Below are 14,684 nucleotides of genomic sequence, written 5' to 3'. Positions count from 1 at the left end.
ATGGACGATCTGGACCTGCGCCTGCTGGACGAGTTTCAACGGGACCTGCCGCTTTGCCCGCAGCCCTTTGCGGTGATCGGCGCGGCCCTTCGCCTGACCGAAAGTGCGGTAGTCGACCGGCTGATCCGGTTGCGGGACAACGGAAAGGTGGCACGGGTCGGCGGCACCGTGCGCCCCAACACGGCAGGGGCCTCGACCCTTGCCGCCATGGCGGTGCCGGAGGATCAGATCGAGGACATCGCGGCCCTGGTCGGAGCAGAGCCGGGGGTGAATCATTCCTATCTGCGCGAGGCCGACTGGAACCTCTGGTTCGTCGCCACCGCCGCCGACCGGGATGACCTTGGGGCACTTCTGGACAGGCTTCACATCGCATCAGGGCTGCAATTGCTCGACCTGCGGCTGGTGCGGCCCTTCAACATCGACCTTGGGTTCCGGCTGACCGGCGGCTTGTGCGCCATGCCTTCGGACCGCCCTCCCCTGCCCTATCAACTCCATCCCGGCGACGGTGCCCTGCTGCATGAACTGTCTGCGGGGCTGGCCCTGACCCCGCGCCCCTTCGCCGCACTGGCCGAGACGCTTGGCCGCGACGAAAGCGCGGTGATCGCCCGTATCGCCGTACTGCTGGCCGCCGGGATCATCACCCGGCTGGGCGTGATCGTGCGCCATCGCGCATTGGGGTTCACCGCCAATGCGATGGTGGTCTGGGATGCCGCGCCCGAACAGGCAGAGGCTGCGGGGCGCGCCCTCGCCGCCCATCCCGGCGTGACACTGGCCTATGAACGCCAGCCGGTGCCCGGTCTCTGGCCATGGCGGCTTTATTCCATGATCCACGCCCGCAGCCGGTCCGAGGCGCTTGTGGTACTGGAGACCGCAACCCGCCTGCCCGCCTTGCAGGGCATGGCCTATCGCGTGCTGTTTTCGACCCGCTGTTTCAAACAGACCGGCGCCCGGCTGCGGAGGGCGGCGTGATGCGCCGCACCCTTCCCCCCGACGCGCTGGACACCACCGACCGGCTGCTGATCAACCGGCTTCAGGACGGGGTGGAGATCACCACCGCCCCGTTCGCCGCACTGGCCACGGCAACTGGTCTGACCGAAGAGGCCCTGCTGGCCCGCATCGCGCGCCTGCGCGAGATCGGCGCCATCACCCGCTTCGGCCCTTTTCTCGATGCGGCAGCCATGGGCGGGGCCTTCTGCCTGTGTGCCATGGCCGTGCCCGAGGACCGTTTCGAGGCGGTCATGACTTTGGTCAATGCCCATCCCGAGGTCGCGCATAATTATGAACGCCAGCACCGGCTGAACATGTGGTTCGTTCTGGCCTGCGAAAGGCCCGAGGGCATCGCATCGACCGCCGCCGGTATCGCGGCGGAAACCGGGCTGACCGTGCATCTTTTCCCGAAGATGCAGGAATTCTTCATCGGCTTCCGGGTAGAGGCATGAACATCGACGCCACCGACCGCCGCATCCTTCAGGCCACCGCTGGCGGCCTGCCGCTGACGCCGCATCCTTTCGCAGAAATCGCCCGCTGGCTCGATCTGACCGAGGCCGAGGTGATGGACCGCATGACCCGGATGCAGACCCAGGGCGTGATCCGCCGCATCGCGCTGGCGCCCAACCATTACGCGCTTGGCATGGTGGCGAATGGCATGAGCGTCTGGGACGTAGCCGACGACCGCGCGGCCGGGCTTGGCGCCAAAGTCGGCGCCCTGCCCTTCGTCAGCCATTGCTACCTGCGCCCGCGCAGCCTGCCCGACTGGCCCTATAACCTCTTTGCCATGATCCACGGCACCAGCCGCCCCGAGGTCGAGGCGAAACGCGGGCAGATCGCCCGCCTCCTCGGCCCGGCGTGCCGGGCGCAGGATATTCTCTATTCCACCCGCATCCTGAAAAAGACCGGGATGCGCCTTGCCGATGGGGGCTGAGCCATGTTCCGTCTGACCCAATACATGCGCGAATTGGTGGCCTCCACCCCGGTGCGCCGCCGCTCGGGCGCGGTGAAGCCCGTGGTGATCTGGAACCTGACCCGCACCTGCAACCTGCGCTGCCGCCATTGCTATACCACCTCGGCCGATGTGCCCTTTCCGGGGGAACTGAGTCACGCAGAGGCCATGGCGGTGCTGGACGACCTGCACGCCTTCGGCATTCCCGCGCTGATCCTGTCGGGCGGTGAACCGCTGAGCCGGTTCGATTTCTTCGATCTGGCGACGCGGGCGCGGGAACTGGGGTTCCGCCACCTCTCGCTGTCTACCAACGGCACGAAACTCGCCGAAAATATCGACCGCATTGCCGATCTGGGCTTCGATTACGTCGGCATCTCACTGGATGGGATCGGCGCGATGAACGACTGGTTTCGTGGCATGGACGGCGCCTTTGACGCGGCCCTCGCCGGGGTGCGGGCCTGCAAGGCGCGGGGCGTGAAGGTGGGGCTGCGCTTCACCATCACCCAGGACAACGCCGCCATGCTGCCAGCGATGATGGACCTTTGCGATGCCGAAGGGGTGGACAAGTTCTATCTGTCGCACCTTGTCTATGCCGGGCGGGGCGACAAGAACCGGGGAGAGGATGCCGCCCACCGCCGCACCCGTCATGCGATGGATCAGTTGATGGACCGCGCCTGGATCGCGGTGGCCGAGGATCAGCCGCTGGAAATCGTCACGGGCAACAACGATGCCGATGCCGTCTATTTCCTGCGCTGGGTGCGGCGCAATTTCGATGCCGACAAGGCCGCGCAGGTCGAGGCGCATCTGGCCGCATGGGGCGGCAATTCCAGCGGACTGGGCGTCGCCAATATTGACCCGCAGGGCAAGGTGCATCCCGATACCTACTGGTCGGATTATACCGTGGGTTCGGTGAAGGATACGCCGTTCAGCCAGTTGTGGACCGGGGCCGATCCGATGCTGGCAACGCTGCGCCAGCGGCCGCGTCCCCTGAAAGGGCGCTGCGGCGGCTGCTCCTTCAAGGCGATCTGCGGCGGCAATACACGCATCCGCGCGCTTCAGATCACCGGCGACCCCTGGGCCGAAGACCCGGCCTGCTATCTGAACAACGCCGAAATCGGGCTGGATGCGGCCGAGCGGCTGACCGTCACGCCATTCCGGGGAAAAAGCCATGATCCGGCGCATCGTTTCCTGTAACCGCGCGTCTGGCGGCGAGGACAGGACGCCTCCGGCGGGGGGATATTTTCGCCGGGGTAAATGGGCAATGGCGGTTCTGCTGGGGCTGGCCGGGCCCGCGCAGGCGGGGCCGGACGGGGCGACGATCTATGCCGATCTTTGCGCCTCCTGCCATGCCGAAACGCGGCTGGGCGGCACTGGCCCCGCTTTGATCCCTGAAAGCCTTGGCCGTTTGCAGGGCGACAGGTTGCAGGCGGTGATCGCCGAAGGTCGCGCGATGACGCAGATGCCCGCCTTCCGCGACACGCTGCGCCCCGAAGAAATCGCGGCGGTGGCCGATTATCTCTCGGCCCCGCTGGCCGCCCCGCCGGTCTGGGATGCGGCGGCGATCGGCGCAACGCGCGAGATGACCACCGATTACCACGCCGCGCCCGCGCCGGTGTTCACCGCCGACCCCATGAACATCACGCTGGTGGTGGAAACCGGCGACAGCCATATCTCGGTGCTGGATGGTGACAGTCTCGCGGTGCTGGATCGGTTCGAAACTCCCTTCGCCGTGCATGGCGGTCCAAAATTCAGCCCTGACGGGCGCTATGTCTTTGTCATGTCGCGCGACGGCTGGGTGCAGAAATACGACATCTGGTCACTGCACGAGGTCGGTCGGGTGCGCGCGGGCCTGAATAGCCGTAACATCGCCATGAGCGCCGATGGCAAATGGCTGGCGGTGGCAAATTACCTGCCCGCGACACTGACGATCCTGTCCACAGAGGATCTGAGCGTCGCACGGGTGATCCCGGTTGCGGATCGGCAGGGGCGGCCCAGCCGGGTCTCTGCCGTCTATCAGGCGCCGCGCCGCAAGACCTTTCTGCTCGCGCTGAAGGACGTGCCCGAAATCTGGGAAATCGCCACGACCGAGGATGGCGGCCCCTATTCCGAGGGGCTGGTGCATTCCAATGAAAACGGCATGGAAGAGGCGATGGGCGTCGAACGCGGGTTGTTCGCGCGGCGGCGCATCGCGGTCTCGGCACCGCTGGACGACTTTTTCTTCGACCCCGACTATCGCAACCTGATCGGTGCCAACCGCGAGGGCGAGACGGGGGTGGTGGTCAACCTCGATGTCGGGCGCGAGATCGCCAGCCTGCCCCTGCCCGGCATGCCGCATCTCGGCAGCGGTATCAGCTGGATGCGTGACGGGCGCCGTGTCATGGCCGTGCCGCATCTGAATGAAGGTCGGATCAGCGTCATCGACATGCAGGACTGGCATGTGGTGAAGGTGATCGAAACTTCGGGGCCGGGCTTCTTCCTGCGCAGCCACGACGGCGCACCGCAGATCTGGGCGGATGTCTTTACCGGGCCGCACAAGGGCGAGATGCATCTGATCGACAAGCAGGCGCTGGAGGTGGTGAAGGTGCTGAAACCCGAACCCGGCAAGACGGTGGCCCATACCGAATTCACCCGCGACGGCAGCAAGGCGCTGGTCTCGGTCTGGGAGCAGGAGGGCGCGGTGATCGTCTACGACAGCCGCACCCTTCAGGAAATCACCCGACTGCCGATGCGCAAGCCTTCAGGAAAATACAATGTCTGGAACAAGATCACCTTCGAAGACGGCACCAGCCATTGACCCGCGCCGGATCTGGTGGCTCAGGCTGTGGATCTGGCCTTTTGCGACCGGAGCGGTGGCGATCAACCTGTTCCTGCTGGGGCTGATCCTGCATTCCGCCGGTTTTGCCAATATCGCCCCCGTGTCCGCGCTGGTCTGGAGCCTGCCGCTCGGCCTCCCGGCGACCTGGGCCGCTGCACGCTGGATTGGCGGGCTGATCGCCGAGGCCGAGCGGTAACAACCCCGCCTTGCCCCCAGCGCAATGCTGCAATGCAGCATGCGCGGTTGTGACCTTGGCCCTGCCAACGTAAGTTCACCGTTAAGGGGGGAAACCAACCGATCCATGCTTCAGGAGGTTTCCATGAGTTATACATCAGATATTCCGGGCCGCAACGCGAGCCTTGGCAGGAAGTTCGGTGCGCAGGTTCTCGCATCTATTGGCGCTGCGCTGACCCGCTATGGCCGGATCCGGTCGCGGGCCGACCGCGTGGAACAGCTTCAGGCTCTGAGCGACGCGGAACTGGCCAAGCTTGGCCTGACCCGTGACCGGATCGTGCAGCACGTCTTCCGCGATCAGTTCTATTACTGAACTGTGAGGCCCCTCAGCGCCTCAGGGCGTTGATGATGTCCAGCGCCATCGTGTCGGAGAATGTGACGTGGGCGATCATCAGATCGCGCGCGCGGTCCCCCGCCGCATCCAGAATCGCGGCGGTGATCGCCTCGTGATCGCGGGCCGAGCGTATCTGCTCGCCCGGCAGCGCGTGGCGGGCTGCCAGATAGCCGATCAGCCGGTTCCCGGCGCCTAACGCCATCGCCCTCAGGTGCTCATTACCCGCCGCCGCCATGATACAGCGGTGAAAGGCAAGGTTCAGGTCATAATAGGCTGGCTGCGGACCACTGGCCGCGAGACAGGCGCGCGCGGCCTCCGACAGTTGTTCGGCCTGTATCGGGCCGATGCGCCGCGCCGCGCGATAGGCCAGCGCGCCCTCGGCCTCGGCCAGAACCTCGATCATCTTCATCAGCGCTTCGGCATCCAGCGCAGCAATGCGCGCACCGTCGCGTGGGCGGCGTTCAATCACACCCACAGCTTCGAGCGCGATCAGCGCCTCGCGAATCGGCGTGCCGGAAATCATCAGCCTTTCGCGCAGATCCACCTCGTCAATGCGGTCACCGGGCAGCAGGGCACGCGCCTGCACCCGTTGCAGGATGTCATCGCGAACCTGATCCGCCTGCGCGCCCATATTCCCTAACTCCTTGATCCGGCATGGTCGATCAGGAAATAGCACACAAATTTCCACCATATAATTATAATTAAAGATTATAAAATTATAGTTATTATTGACAGACCTGCTTTTTCACCCGACGCTCCCAACCATTGCAACTGGTATGAAAGGGAGGTCATGTCCGCCACCGCAAGGATCAGCAAGATCGACGATGACCTGCCCGCATTTACCGGGCCGGACCTGTGCAGGCTGGAAGCGACCGAGGTCGTGGCCCTGCTGCGCAAAGGTGAAATCTCGCCTGAAGAACTGCTGGACGCGGCCTGCGCGCGATTGCAGAAAGTGGAACCGGCGATCAATGCAATGCCCATCCTGTGCGAAGAACGCGCCCGCGCCGCCGTGCACAGGCTGGACCGCAGACCTTCGGAGCATTCCGGCTGGCTGGGTGGCCTGCCCTTGGCCATCAAGGATCTGACGCCGGTCGCCGGGGTGCGCACCACCTTCGGCACACGGGGGCTTGCAGACTTCATACCCGATCATTCCGACCCGCTTGTCGAACGGCTGGAAGCGCGCGGCGGTCTGGTGGTGGGCAAGACCAATACCCCCGAATTTGGAGCGGGCGGCAATACGTTCAATGAAGTCTTTGGCCCGACCCTCAACCCCTGGGACACGCGGCTGAACGCGGGCGGTTCATCCGGCGGTGCGGCTGCCGCGCTGGCGACGGGCGAGGTCTGGCTAAGCCATGGCTCGGATCACGGAGGATCGCTGCGTACTCCGGCGGCTTATTGCGGCGTCGTGGGGCTGCGGCCCAGTCCCGGCCGGGCCGGCGGTGGATCGGACGCCATCGGCTACATGATCGAAGGGGTTCAGGGTCCAATGGCGCGGTCCGTGCGCGATTGCGCGCTGTTTCTGGATGCAATGGCGGGGTATGAGCCGCGCTTTCCGATTTCGTACCCCGCACCGCACAGGTCGTTCCAGACCGCCGTCGCCGAAGCCGAACCCCAACTGCGCATCGCCTATGCCCCCGATCTGGGCGGCTTCTCAGCCGTGGATGCCGAAATGGAAACCCACTTGCGCAAAGTGCTGGAGCGGCTGGCGCGCGAAGGGGTGACAGTTGAGGAAACCTGCCCTCCCCTGCCCCATCTGGAACGCACCTATCACGCCCTGCGCGGCGAGATGTGGGCGGTGATGGGCCGCCGTCTGCCGCAGGAGATCCGCCGCCATTTCAAGGATACGCTGGAGGCGAACATGGCCTTCGGCGAAACGCTGACCATCGCGGAAATCGCCGATGCACAGCTGGACCGGACGGTGATCTACCGCAACATGCTGCGGCTGTTCGAAACCTTCGATGTGCTGGCCTGTCCGGTCGTGGGATGCATGCCGCATCCGCAAGAGGTGGAATGGGTGCGCGAAGTCGGCGGACAACAGTTGCATGGATATATGGACTGGCTGCGCTTTGCGTTCCTGGCGACCGTCACCGGCCTGCCCGCGATCTCGGTGCCGGTGGGGATCGGGCCGCGCGGGCTTCCGGTAGGACTACAGATCATCGGCAAGCCGCGCGGCGAGGCGGCGCTTCTGGCGGCAGCGCGGGTTGTGGAGCTTTCGGTTGGCGGGCCTTTCCGCCCCATCGACCCGGTGCTGCGGCATACCCCGCCCCCACTGGCGACCCAATGACGGCCGCAGCGGGGTTAAAGCGTTTCGGCGCGACGGGCGGCTTCGTCCAGCCGGATGGCAGCGCCGCGTTCGAACTCATCACTGTCGATCCAGTCGGCAAGCCGGTCCATCATACCCGTGAACGCCACAACCTCGGCGGGATCGAAGTTCTGGAACAGCAGCTCCAGCCCGACCTCCGACAGAAGATCGGCGCGGGCGCGCGCCGTGCCGCCGGTTTCCGTGATGTAAAGGCCAAAGCGGCGCGCATCCTGCGGGTCGTTGCGGCGTTCGACATGCCCGCCGCGCACAAGGCTCTGGATCAGCCGCGAGGCAAGGCTGCGTTCCAGCGCGCCATAGGTGGCGATTTCGGCAAAGCCGATGCCGGGGTTGTCGCCGATCAGCCGCAGCACCCGCACAGTTCGCACATCAAGCCCCACCAGGGCGACGAAACGATCATCAAGCGCCCTGACAGCAGCCGTACCCAGCATGTTCAGCTTGTAGACCGCGTTTCCCTGCCGAAACGCCTTTGACCAGTTCCTGTACATCGCGGCCTTTCCATCGCGTTTCGGCATGCGACCCCTGTGCAATACCGGCCCTGATCCATCAAGGCGCAAATATTCGTTAGGCACAATAGTATCAATATGAGACTATTTGAAAATGCAACAATATAGACTGATTCGGGAGAAACAGGATGGGGATGATCGAAAGCATCGTTGCGGCGCAGGACGAATTCGCCCGCATGCGCCGGGCCATGCACGAAAATCCGGGGCTTGGCTTTCAGGAGACCTTCGCAGCTGAACTGGTGGCAACCAAGCTGCGCGAATATGGGCTGGACGAGGTGCATACCGGCATCGGCGGCACTGGTATCGTGGGCGTGTTGCACGGCACGCGGCCTTCAAACCGTACCATCGGCCTGCGCGCCGATATGGATGCGCTGCCGATCACCGAGGAAACCGGCAAGCCCTACAGTTCCAAAGTGCCAGGGGTGATGCATGCCTGTGGCCATGACGGCCACACCGCCACCTTGCTGGCGACCGCCTGGCATCTGTCGCGCGATCGAGATTTCGCGGGCAAGGTGCATTTCATCTTTCAGCCGGCAGAAGAGGGCCTGGGCGGAGCACTGGCCATGCTGAAGGACGGGTTGCTGGAGCGGTTTCCCTGTGACCGGATCTATGCCTATCACAACGCGCCAGGCTATGCGAAGGACCACATCTTCACCCGCAGCGGGCGGATGATGGCGGGCAGTCGCTTCTTCACCATCCGGGTGCAGGGCCGCGGCGGCCATGCCGCCCTACCCCAGACCACCATCGACGCCACGCAGATCGCCGCGAACATCGTGATGACGGCGCAAAGCATCGTCGCGCGCAACGTCGATCCCATCGAATCCGGCATCGTATCCTTCACCGATGTCTATGCCGGGACCAACAGCTTCAACGTGATCCCCGACAAGGCGTCGCTGAAGGGCTGCCTGCGCTATTTCAACAAGGCGGTGGGCGACCAGATGACCCAGCGCCTGACCGAGGTGGCACAGAGCGTGGCTGCCACCTATGGCGGCAGCGCCGAAATCATGTTCGAGGATATCTTCGTGCCGCTGGTCAACGACCCGGATGCGACCGCGATCGCGCTTGCCGTCGCCGCCGAAACGGTCGGCACCGAGAATGTGCATGGCGATGTGGCCCCCTTCACCGGCAGCGAGGATTTCGCCTTCATGGTCGAGGATGTGCCCGGCAATTACGTCATGGTCGGCGCCGGTCCCGGTGCCATGCCGCATAATCCGGGCTTCGATTTCAACGATGACATCCTGCCCACGGCAGCGAGCTATTTCTGCCGCCTGATCGCGGCGGAACTGGCCTGAACGAATAATCACCAACAGGGAAATCGAAATGGAACAGGTTCTTCAGGTCGCAAATGGCCCGGTCTTGTGGCTTTTTGCAACACTCGTGATCGGCGTCGTGGTGGTGCAGTCGCTGCTCTATCTGCGCATGACGCTGGATTTCTCGGACCGCTACGCCATCCTGACGGCGGAGGAACGGCGGGTGGTGTACAAGACCGCCGCGATCAATTCGGTCGGCCCCGCCATCGCGATCTTCTTCGTCGCGGTTTCGCTGATGGCCATGGTAGGCGGGCCGGTCACGCTGATGCGGGTGGGTGTCATCGGCTCGGCAGTGTTCGAGTTCCTCGCCGCCGATCAGGGCGCCAAGGCGCTTGGCGCGAAGCTGGGCGCCGACAGCTATACGCTTCAGGCCCTCGCGGCCTCAGTCTGGGTCATGACGCTGGGCGGCATGGGCTGGCTGCTTTCCGCCTTCCTGCTGACCAAGGGGCTGGACCGCGCGCAGGACAAGATGGCGGTCAGCAACCCCGGACTGATCCGCGCGGTCGGCACCGCCACCCCCATCGCCATCTTCGGCCTTCTGGGAGTCAATGCCGTGGTCGACAAGACCTGGCTCAGCAATTTCAGTATCGAGCCGGATGACATGGCCGCCGTCATCGCCGCCGCCGTGTGCATGGTTCTGCTGCATCTGGCAGGCAAGCACCGCGCCTGGCTGCGCGAATGGGCCGTGGGCCTTTCGCTGATCGTCGGGCTCGTCGCCGGTTCCGTCACCGGGCATCTGCTGGCCTGATCACAATAACATACGGGGAGACAAAACATGCCTGAACAAAACATGGAAGGTTTCTACAGAAGCAGCTTCATCCCGCGCGCCCATCGCATCGGTCGGCTGACGCTGGCTATTGCCATGGTGCTGTGCCTGATGCCCGCACTTTACCTGTCGTTCGTGCTGGGCGCCTTTCCGGGCGTCGGCCCGATCCTGACGGGCCTTCTGGCCATCGCCACCATCGTCGGCATCATGTGGGTGGTGGAGCCGGTTTCCTATTTCCCGGTTCTGGGGGTCTGCGGCACCTATATCAGCTTCCTGTCGGGCAACATCGGCAACATGCGCATGCCGGTGGTGATCTCTTGTCAAAGCGCCATCGAGGCCGAGGCGGGTACCCGCAAGGCCGAGGTCGCGGCGGTGCTGGGCATCGTGGTCTCCGTTCTGGTGAACCTTGTGTTCCTGATTGCGCTGGTGCTGATCGGCAGCGCCTTGATCGCGGTCCTGCCCGCCCCGGTGGCGGAGGCGATCAAGGCCTATACGTTGCCCGCCCTTTATGGCGCGGTCGTGATCATGTTCATCAACAGCGCCACGCGCCGCAATGCGCTGACCGGGGCTGCGGCGGGGCTCGCCATCTTCCTGTCGCCGCTGTCCGAGATCTACAGCTCTGCCGCTGCGGGTATCCTCGCCATCGTGCTGGCGGTTGCGCTGAACTGGGGCAACCGCGCCGCTGTCCCGAAAGCGGCCTGAGCCCCCTGCCCTGCCTGCGGGCCGTCCCGGTTCGGGGCGGCCCCTTCGTCATTCCCCGCCCGCCCGCAGCGCCGCGATGAGTTCGTGAAAACGGCTGCCCTGAATGACGACATGTGCAGTCATTTCGGCCGCTGCCCGCACCGCCTCTCCGGCCTCGATTGCCGCGACGATGCGGCGATGTTCGTCCAGCGAACGCGTCATCCGTCCACGGAGCGTCAGCTGCCGGCGGCGATAGGGTTGCAGTATGGTTTGCAGCCGCAGAGCTTCGGCTTCGAGGAAGCGATTGCCCGAGGCGGCATAGATTGCCTGATGGAAGGCCGTATTCCGGCTGTAGTAGGCATCGGTGTCGCCAGTCTGGATCGCCGCTTCGCAGCCCGCCTGCGCGGTACGGATGCGTGCCACTTCGGACGCCGACGCGCGGCTGGCAGCGAGGCGCGCGCACATCGCCTCCAGCTCTGCCATCACCTCGAATCGTTCGGTCAGTTCGACGAGGCCAAGCTCGGTCACGAATGTGCCGCGCTTCGGTTCGATCCGGACAAGTCCCGACGCTTCCAGGGCCTGTAACGCATCGCGGATCGGGGTGCGTGAACAGGCAAACTCAGCCGACAGCGCATCGGGGTCCAGCTTTTCACCCGGCACGAATCGGCCATCCACGATGGCATTTTCCAGCGCCTGCCGAATCTGCGCTGCGTTCATTCGGGCCGGGCGATCCAAGGCGACGTCCTGCTGAAGATTGATAACGGGTTGCAATTTAACCCTTCCTCGAAAGATGTCCAACATTCGCCATGTTATATACAACACTATGCTTAATATGTATAAGATGTCGCAGGAGGATATGCCATGCCACGCCCAAAACTCGCCTTTCTGACCGATCTGGTTCAGGCCATAACCGGCACTGAACGGATCGGCCGCAAATCAGCGCCACCGGATGAAAATGCCACGCGCAAGGCTCTGGCCCGGCCCGCTCCCGAACGGCTGGCAGCCGCTTGCGAGGTGCTGATGGGCCGCATCGGCGATGCCGCGCGCGTCGCGGTGGCGGAACAGGCCCTTGCCGCCTATGCCGAACTGGACGCGACAGGAAAGCGCGGCTTCTTCGATCTGCTGCGTGACCACTTTGACGCTGACCCCACCCTGATCCGTCGTGCCTTCGCCGCTTATGATGCGGCCCCTTCAGCCGCGACTCTGGTGCCGCTGTTTGACGCTGTGGAGCCGCCACGCCAGACCCTGCTCCGCCGTCTGAACACAGCGCCGGGCGCGACACGAAAGCTGGTCGATATGCGGGCCGACCTGTTGATCGCGATGCGCAACGATGCGTCCCTGCGGCCGCTGGATGCCGATTTCGCGCATCTTTTTGCCTCATGGTTCAACAGGGGTTTCCTGCGGATGGAACGGATCGACTGGTCCACTCCGGCTTCCGTCCTTGAAAAGATCATGGCCTACGAATCTGTCCACCCGATGCAGGGATGGGAGGATCTGCGCCGCAGGCTCGATCCTGCCGACCGGCGGGTCTATGCCTTCTTCCATCCCGCGACCGGGGATGAGCCACTGATCTTCGTCGAGGTGGCGCTGACCCGCGATACCCCCGACCGCATCGCCCCGATCCTGACCGCGCCCGTCGCACCTGAGGCGGAGGAAGCGACGACTGCGGTGTTCTATTCAATCAACAACACGCTGGCCGGGCTGAAGGGCGTCTCTTTCGGTAATTTTCTGATCAAGCAGGTGGTGGCCGAACTTGCCGCAGAGCTTCCCGCGCTGCGCAGGTTCGTGACCCTCTCCCCTGCCCCGGATTTTGCGGCCTGGCTTGCCAGCGGCGAAGACGCGCGCGGTCCGGCCCTGGCAAAGCGGCTGGCTGTCGACGGATGGCAGAACGATACTGCCGAAGCAGCCCGGCTGAAACCCGAGGTCGAGGCACTTGCGGCCCGCTACCTCACCGGCGCCCGCAACCGCTCCGGTGCGCCCCGCGATCCGGTGGCGCGGTTTCATCTGGGGAATGGAGCTGCCGCCTGGCGGGTGAACTGGCCTGCCGATCTGTCCGAAGGCGCACTGACGCGCGGCCATGGGCTGATGGTCAATTACCTCTACGAACCCGCCGCCATCGAAGCCCAGCATGAGGCTTTCGTACGCGATGGCACCATCGCCACCGGCGCGCCCCTCGCCGCCGCCCTGACACGCTGATTTCAGCCGGAGACATCCATGCAGACGATCTATGAAAGCTTCCTTGCCTCGACCGAAGGCGCCCCCCAAAAGACGCTGTTCGAAAGGCCGGGCGCGCCCGATATCACCTATGCGCAGGCGCGCGATCTGGTGCATCGTCTGGCCACCGTCCTGATCGGCTTTGGTGTGCAACCCGGTGATCGAGTCGCGGCGCAGACCGAAAAGAGCCCTGAGGCGATCTGCCTTTACCTTGCCACGCTTCAGGTCGGCGCGGTCTATCTGCCGCTCAACACGGCTTATACCGACGCAGAGATCGACTATTTCCTGGCAGACGCCGCCCCGCGCCTGTTCCTGTGCAGCCCAGCAACGCTGTCAGAGCACCGGGGCTGCCAGTCAGCGGTGCTGCGCGTCGAAAGTCTGGGCGCCAAGGCGGATGGCACGCTGATGGATCAGGTCCGTATGGCCCACCCTATGACAAACCATGTTGCGCGGAAGATGGAGGATGCAGCCGCCATCCTTTACACATCTGGCACTACCGGCCGGTCAAAGGGCGCGGTGTTGACCCATGGCAATCTTGCGTCCAACACCGCCGCCTTGTCGCAGATCTGGCGCTATACCGCTGATGACCGCCTGATCCATGCGCTGCCGATCTTCCACACCCACGGCCTGTTTGTAGCCGTTAACATGACGCTTGCGGCTGGTGCCGCGATGATCTGGCTGACACGGTTTGACACGGAGGAGGTGATCGGCCTGATGAGCCGGGCAACAGTATTGATGGGTGTGCCCACCTTCTACACACGGCTGCTGAAATCCGGCCGTCTTGATCATGCAGCGACCTCAAACATGCGGCTTTTCGTTTCCGGTTCGGCCCCGCTGCTGCCGGAAGATCACCGTGACTTCGAGGCACAGACCGGCCACGCTATTCTTGAACGCTACGGGATGACCGAAACCTGTATGATCGCATCCAACCCTTATGACGGTTCCCGCAAGCCCGGTGCGGTTGGCATGGCCTTACCCGGGGTGGAAATCCGCATCACTGATCGCGAAACCGCCGGACCTCTGCCACGAGGCGAGATAGGCGCTATTGAGGTCCGGGGGCCGAATGTTTTTGCCGGTTACTGGAACATGCCGGAAAAGACAGCGGCGGAATTTCGCGCGGATGGTTTCTTTATTACCGGCGATCTGGGGCAGATCGGCGAGGATGGCTACCTGCGCATTGTCGGGCGTGACAAGGATCTGGTGATCTCGGGCGGCTACAATGTCTATCCCAGGGAGATCGAGGCGCTGATTGATGAGATTACCGGGGTGGCTGAGAGCGCGGTGATCGGGCTGCCGCATCCCGATCTTGGCGAGGGCGTCACCGCCATCGTGGTTGGCGAAACGGAAGGCGTGATTGACGAGGCGGGCATTCTCCGCGCGATTGGCGATCAGCTTGCCCGCTACAAGCAGCCCAAGCGTGTGCTTTTTGTGCCGGAACTGCCACGGAACGCGATGGGCAAAGTCCAGAAAGCTGAACTGCGGAGACGTTTTGCGCAGCTTTACCAGAAGGGGACGCTGCCGGAGGCGTAACCGAAGCAAGCATGGCACGGAAGATGTTATTCTGT

General features: G+C 64.1%; 16 protein-coding genes. 13 read left to right on the top strand and 3 right to left on the bottom strand.

The features are described 5' to 3' along the window. The 7 genes from ahbB (C8N34_RS16110) (at nt 1) to C8N34_RS16080 (ending at nt 5,301) form a co-directional block, all read left to right on the top strand. Nucleotides 1–969 (top strand): siroheme decarboxylase subunit beta, encoded by a 969-nt coding sequence (gene ahbB / locus C8N34_RS16110; protein WP_108129636.1) that lies wholly within the window; start codon nt 1–3, stop codon nt 967–969. Further along, nucleotides 969–1,439, top strand: coding sequence for an Lrp/AsnC family transcriptional regulator (locus C8N34_RS16105; protein ID WP_108129635.1), 471 nt, complete (start codon nt 969–971; stop codon nt 1,437–1,439). Before ahbB (C8N34_RS16110) ends, C8N34_RS16105 begins: the two co-directional genes overlap by 1 nt. Then, on the top strand, nt 1,436–1,921 hold the full coding sequence (gene ahbB, locus C8N34_RS16100; RefSeq protein ID WP_054302187.1) for a siroheme decarboxylase subunit beta: 486 nt from the start codon (nt 1,436–1,438) through the stop codon (nt 1,919–1,921). Before C8N34_RS16105 ends, ahbB (C8N34_RS16100) begins: the two co-directional genes overlap by 4 nt. Nucleotides 1,922–1,924: 3 nt before the next feature. After that, the gene (gene nirJ / locus C8N34_RS16095; RefSeq protein ID WP_108129634.1) at nt 1,925–3,133 is read left to right on the top strand and encodes a heme d1 biosynthesis radical SAM protein NirJ; all 1,209 of its coding nucleotides are present in this window, start codon (nt 1,925–1,927) and stop codon (nt 3,131–3,133) included. A gap of 67 nt (nt 3,134–3,200) precedes the next feature. Further along, the gene (locus C8N34_RS16090) at nt 3,201–4,733 is read left to right on the top strand and encodes a nitrite reductase (RefSeq protein ID WP_108129633.1); all 1,533 of its coding nucleotides are present in this window, start codon (nt 3,201–3,203) and stop codon (nt 4,731–4,733) included. Beyond that, a complete protein-coding gene (locus C8N34_RS16085) occupies nt 4,690–4,950 on the top strand; it encodes a hypothetical protein (protein ID WP_054302185.1) in 261 nt (86 codons plus the stop codon). The genes C8N34_RS16090 and C8N34_RS16085 overlap by 44 nt, the downstream gene beginning before the upstream one ends. Before the next feature lie 123 nt (nt 4,951–5,073). After that, nucleotides 5,074–5,301: a hypothetical protein gene (locus C8N34_RS16080; protein ID WP_108129632.1), complete on the top strand. Its 228-nt coding sequence runs from the start codon at nt 5,074–5,076 to the stop codon at nt 5,299–5,301. Nucleotides 5,302–5,314: 13 nt separating this feature from the next. Here the strand turns inward: C8N34_RS16080 and C8N34_RS16075 are convergent, their stop codons facing one another. Next, the gene (locus tag C8N34_RS16075; protein ID WP_054302183.1) at nt 5,315–5,953 is read right to left on the bottom strand and encodes a GntR family transcriptional regulator; all 639 of its coding nucleotides are present in this window, start codon (nt 5,951–5,953) and stop codon (nt 5,315–5,317) included. Between the two features lie 159 nt (nt 5,954–6,112). Here C8N34_RS16075 and C8N34_RS16070 point away from each other — a divergent pair, with 159 nt between their 5' ends. Next, on the top strand, nt 6,113–7,606 hold the full coding sequence (locus C8N34_RS16070; protein ID WP_108129630.1) for an amidase: 1,494 nt from the start codon (nt 6,113–6,115) through the stop codon (nt 7,604–7,606). A gap of 14 nt (nt 7,607–7,620) precedes the next feature. Here the strand turns inward: C8N34_RS16070 and C8N34_RS16065 are convergent, their stop codons facing one another. Further along, nucleotides 7,621–8,157, bottom strand: coding sequence for a MarR family winged helix-turn-helix transcriptional regulator (locus tag C8N34_RS16065; protein WP_229825469.1), 537 nt, complete (start codon nt 8,155–8,157; stop codon nt 7,621–7,623). Between the two features lie 119 nt (nt 8,158–8,276). Between C8N34_RS16065 and C8N34_RS16060 the strand changes: the two genes are divergently transcribed. The 3 genes from C8N34_RS16060 to C8N34_RS16050 are packed head-to-tail and all read left to right on the top strand — an operon-like array spanning nt 8,277 to nt 10,926. Beyond that, nucleotides 8,277–9,440 (top strand): amidohydrolase, encoded by a 1,164-nt coding sequence (locus tag C8N34_RS16060; protein WP_054302181.1) that lies wholly within the window; start codon nt 8,277–8,279, stop codon nt 9,438–9,440. 28 nt (nt 9,441–9,468) lie between these two features. Next, complete coding sequence (locus C8N34_RS16055; protein ID WP_108129629.1) at nt 9,469–10,206, top strand: DUF5058 family protein; 738 nt, start codon at nt 9,469–9,471, stop codon at nt 10,204–10,206. Nucleotides 10,207–10,233: 27 nt separating this feature from the next. Next, nucleotides 10,234–10,926, top strand: coding sequence for a hypothetical protein (locus C8N34_RS16050; RefSeq protein ID WP_054302179.1), 693 nt, complete (start codon nt 10,234–10,236; stop codon nt 10,924–10,926). Nucleotides 10,927–10,974: 48 nt separating this feature from the next. Here C8N34_RS16050 and C8N34_RS16045 read toward each other — a convergent pair whose 3' ends face one another. Beyond that, nucleotides 10,975–11,706 carry a GntR family transcriptional regulator gene (locus tag C8N34_RS16045; protein WP_242013829.1) on the bottom strand — a complete coding sequence of 244 codons (732 nt, stop codon included), beginning with the start codon at nt 11,704–11,706 and terminating at the stop codon, nt 10,975–10,977. Nucleotides 11,707–11,766: 60 nt separating this feature from the next. On the opposite strand from C8N34_RS16045, the gene C8N34_RS16040 reads away from it, so the two are divergent. Further along, nucleotides 11,767–13,101 (top strand): malonyl-CoA decarboxylase domain-containing protein, encoded by a 1,335-nt coding sequence (locus C8N34_RS16040; protein ID WP_108129627.1) that lies wholly within the window; start codon nt 11,767–11,769, stop codon nt 13,099–13,101. An 18-nt stretch (nt 13,102–13,119) separates the two neighbouring features. Next, nucleotides 13,120–14,649 (top strand): malonate--CoA ligase, encoded by a 1,530-nt coding sequence (locus C8N34_RS16035; protein ID WP_108129626.1) that lies wholly within the window; start codon nt 13,120–13,122, stop codon nt 14,647–14,649. Nucleotides 14,650–14,684: the final 35 nt, after the last annotated feature.

It is taken from the genome of Gemmobacter caeni (assembly GCF_003054195.1).
Classification (GTDB): domain Bacteria; phylum Pseudomonadota; class Alphaproteobacteria; order Rhodobacterales; family Rhodobacteraceae; genus Gemmobacter; species Gemmobacter caeni.
This window is presented reverse-complemented; position numbering and strand designations above follow the sequence as displayed.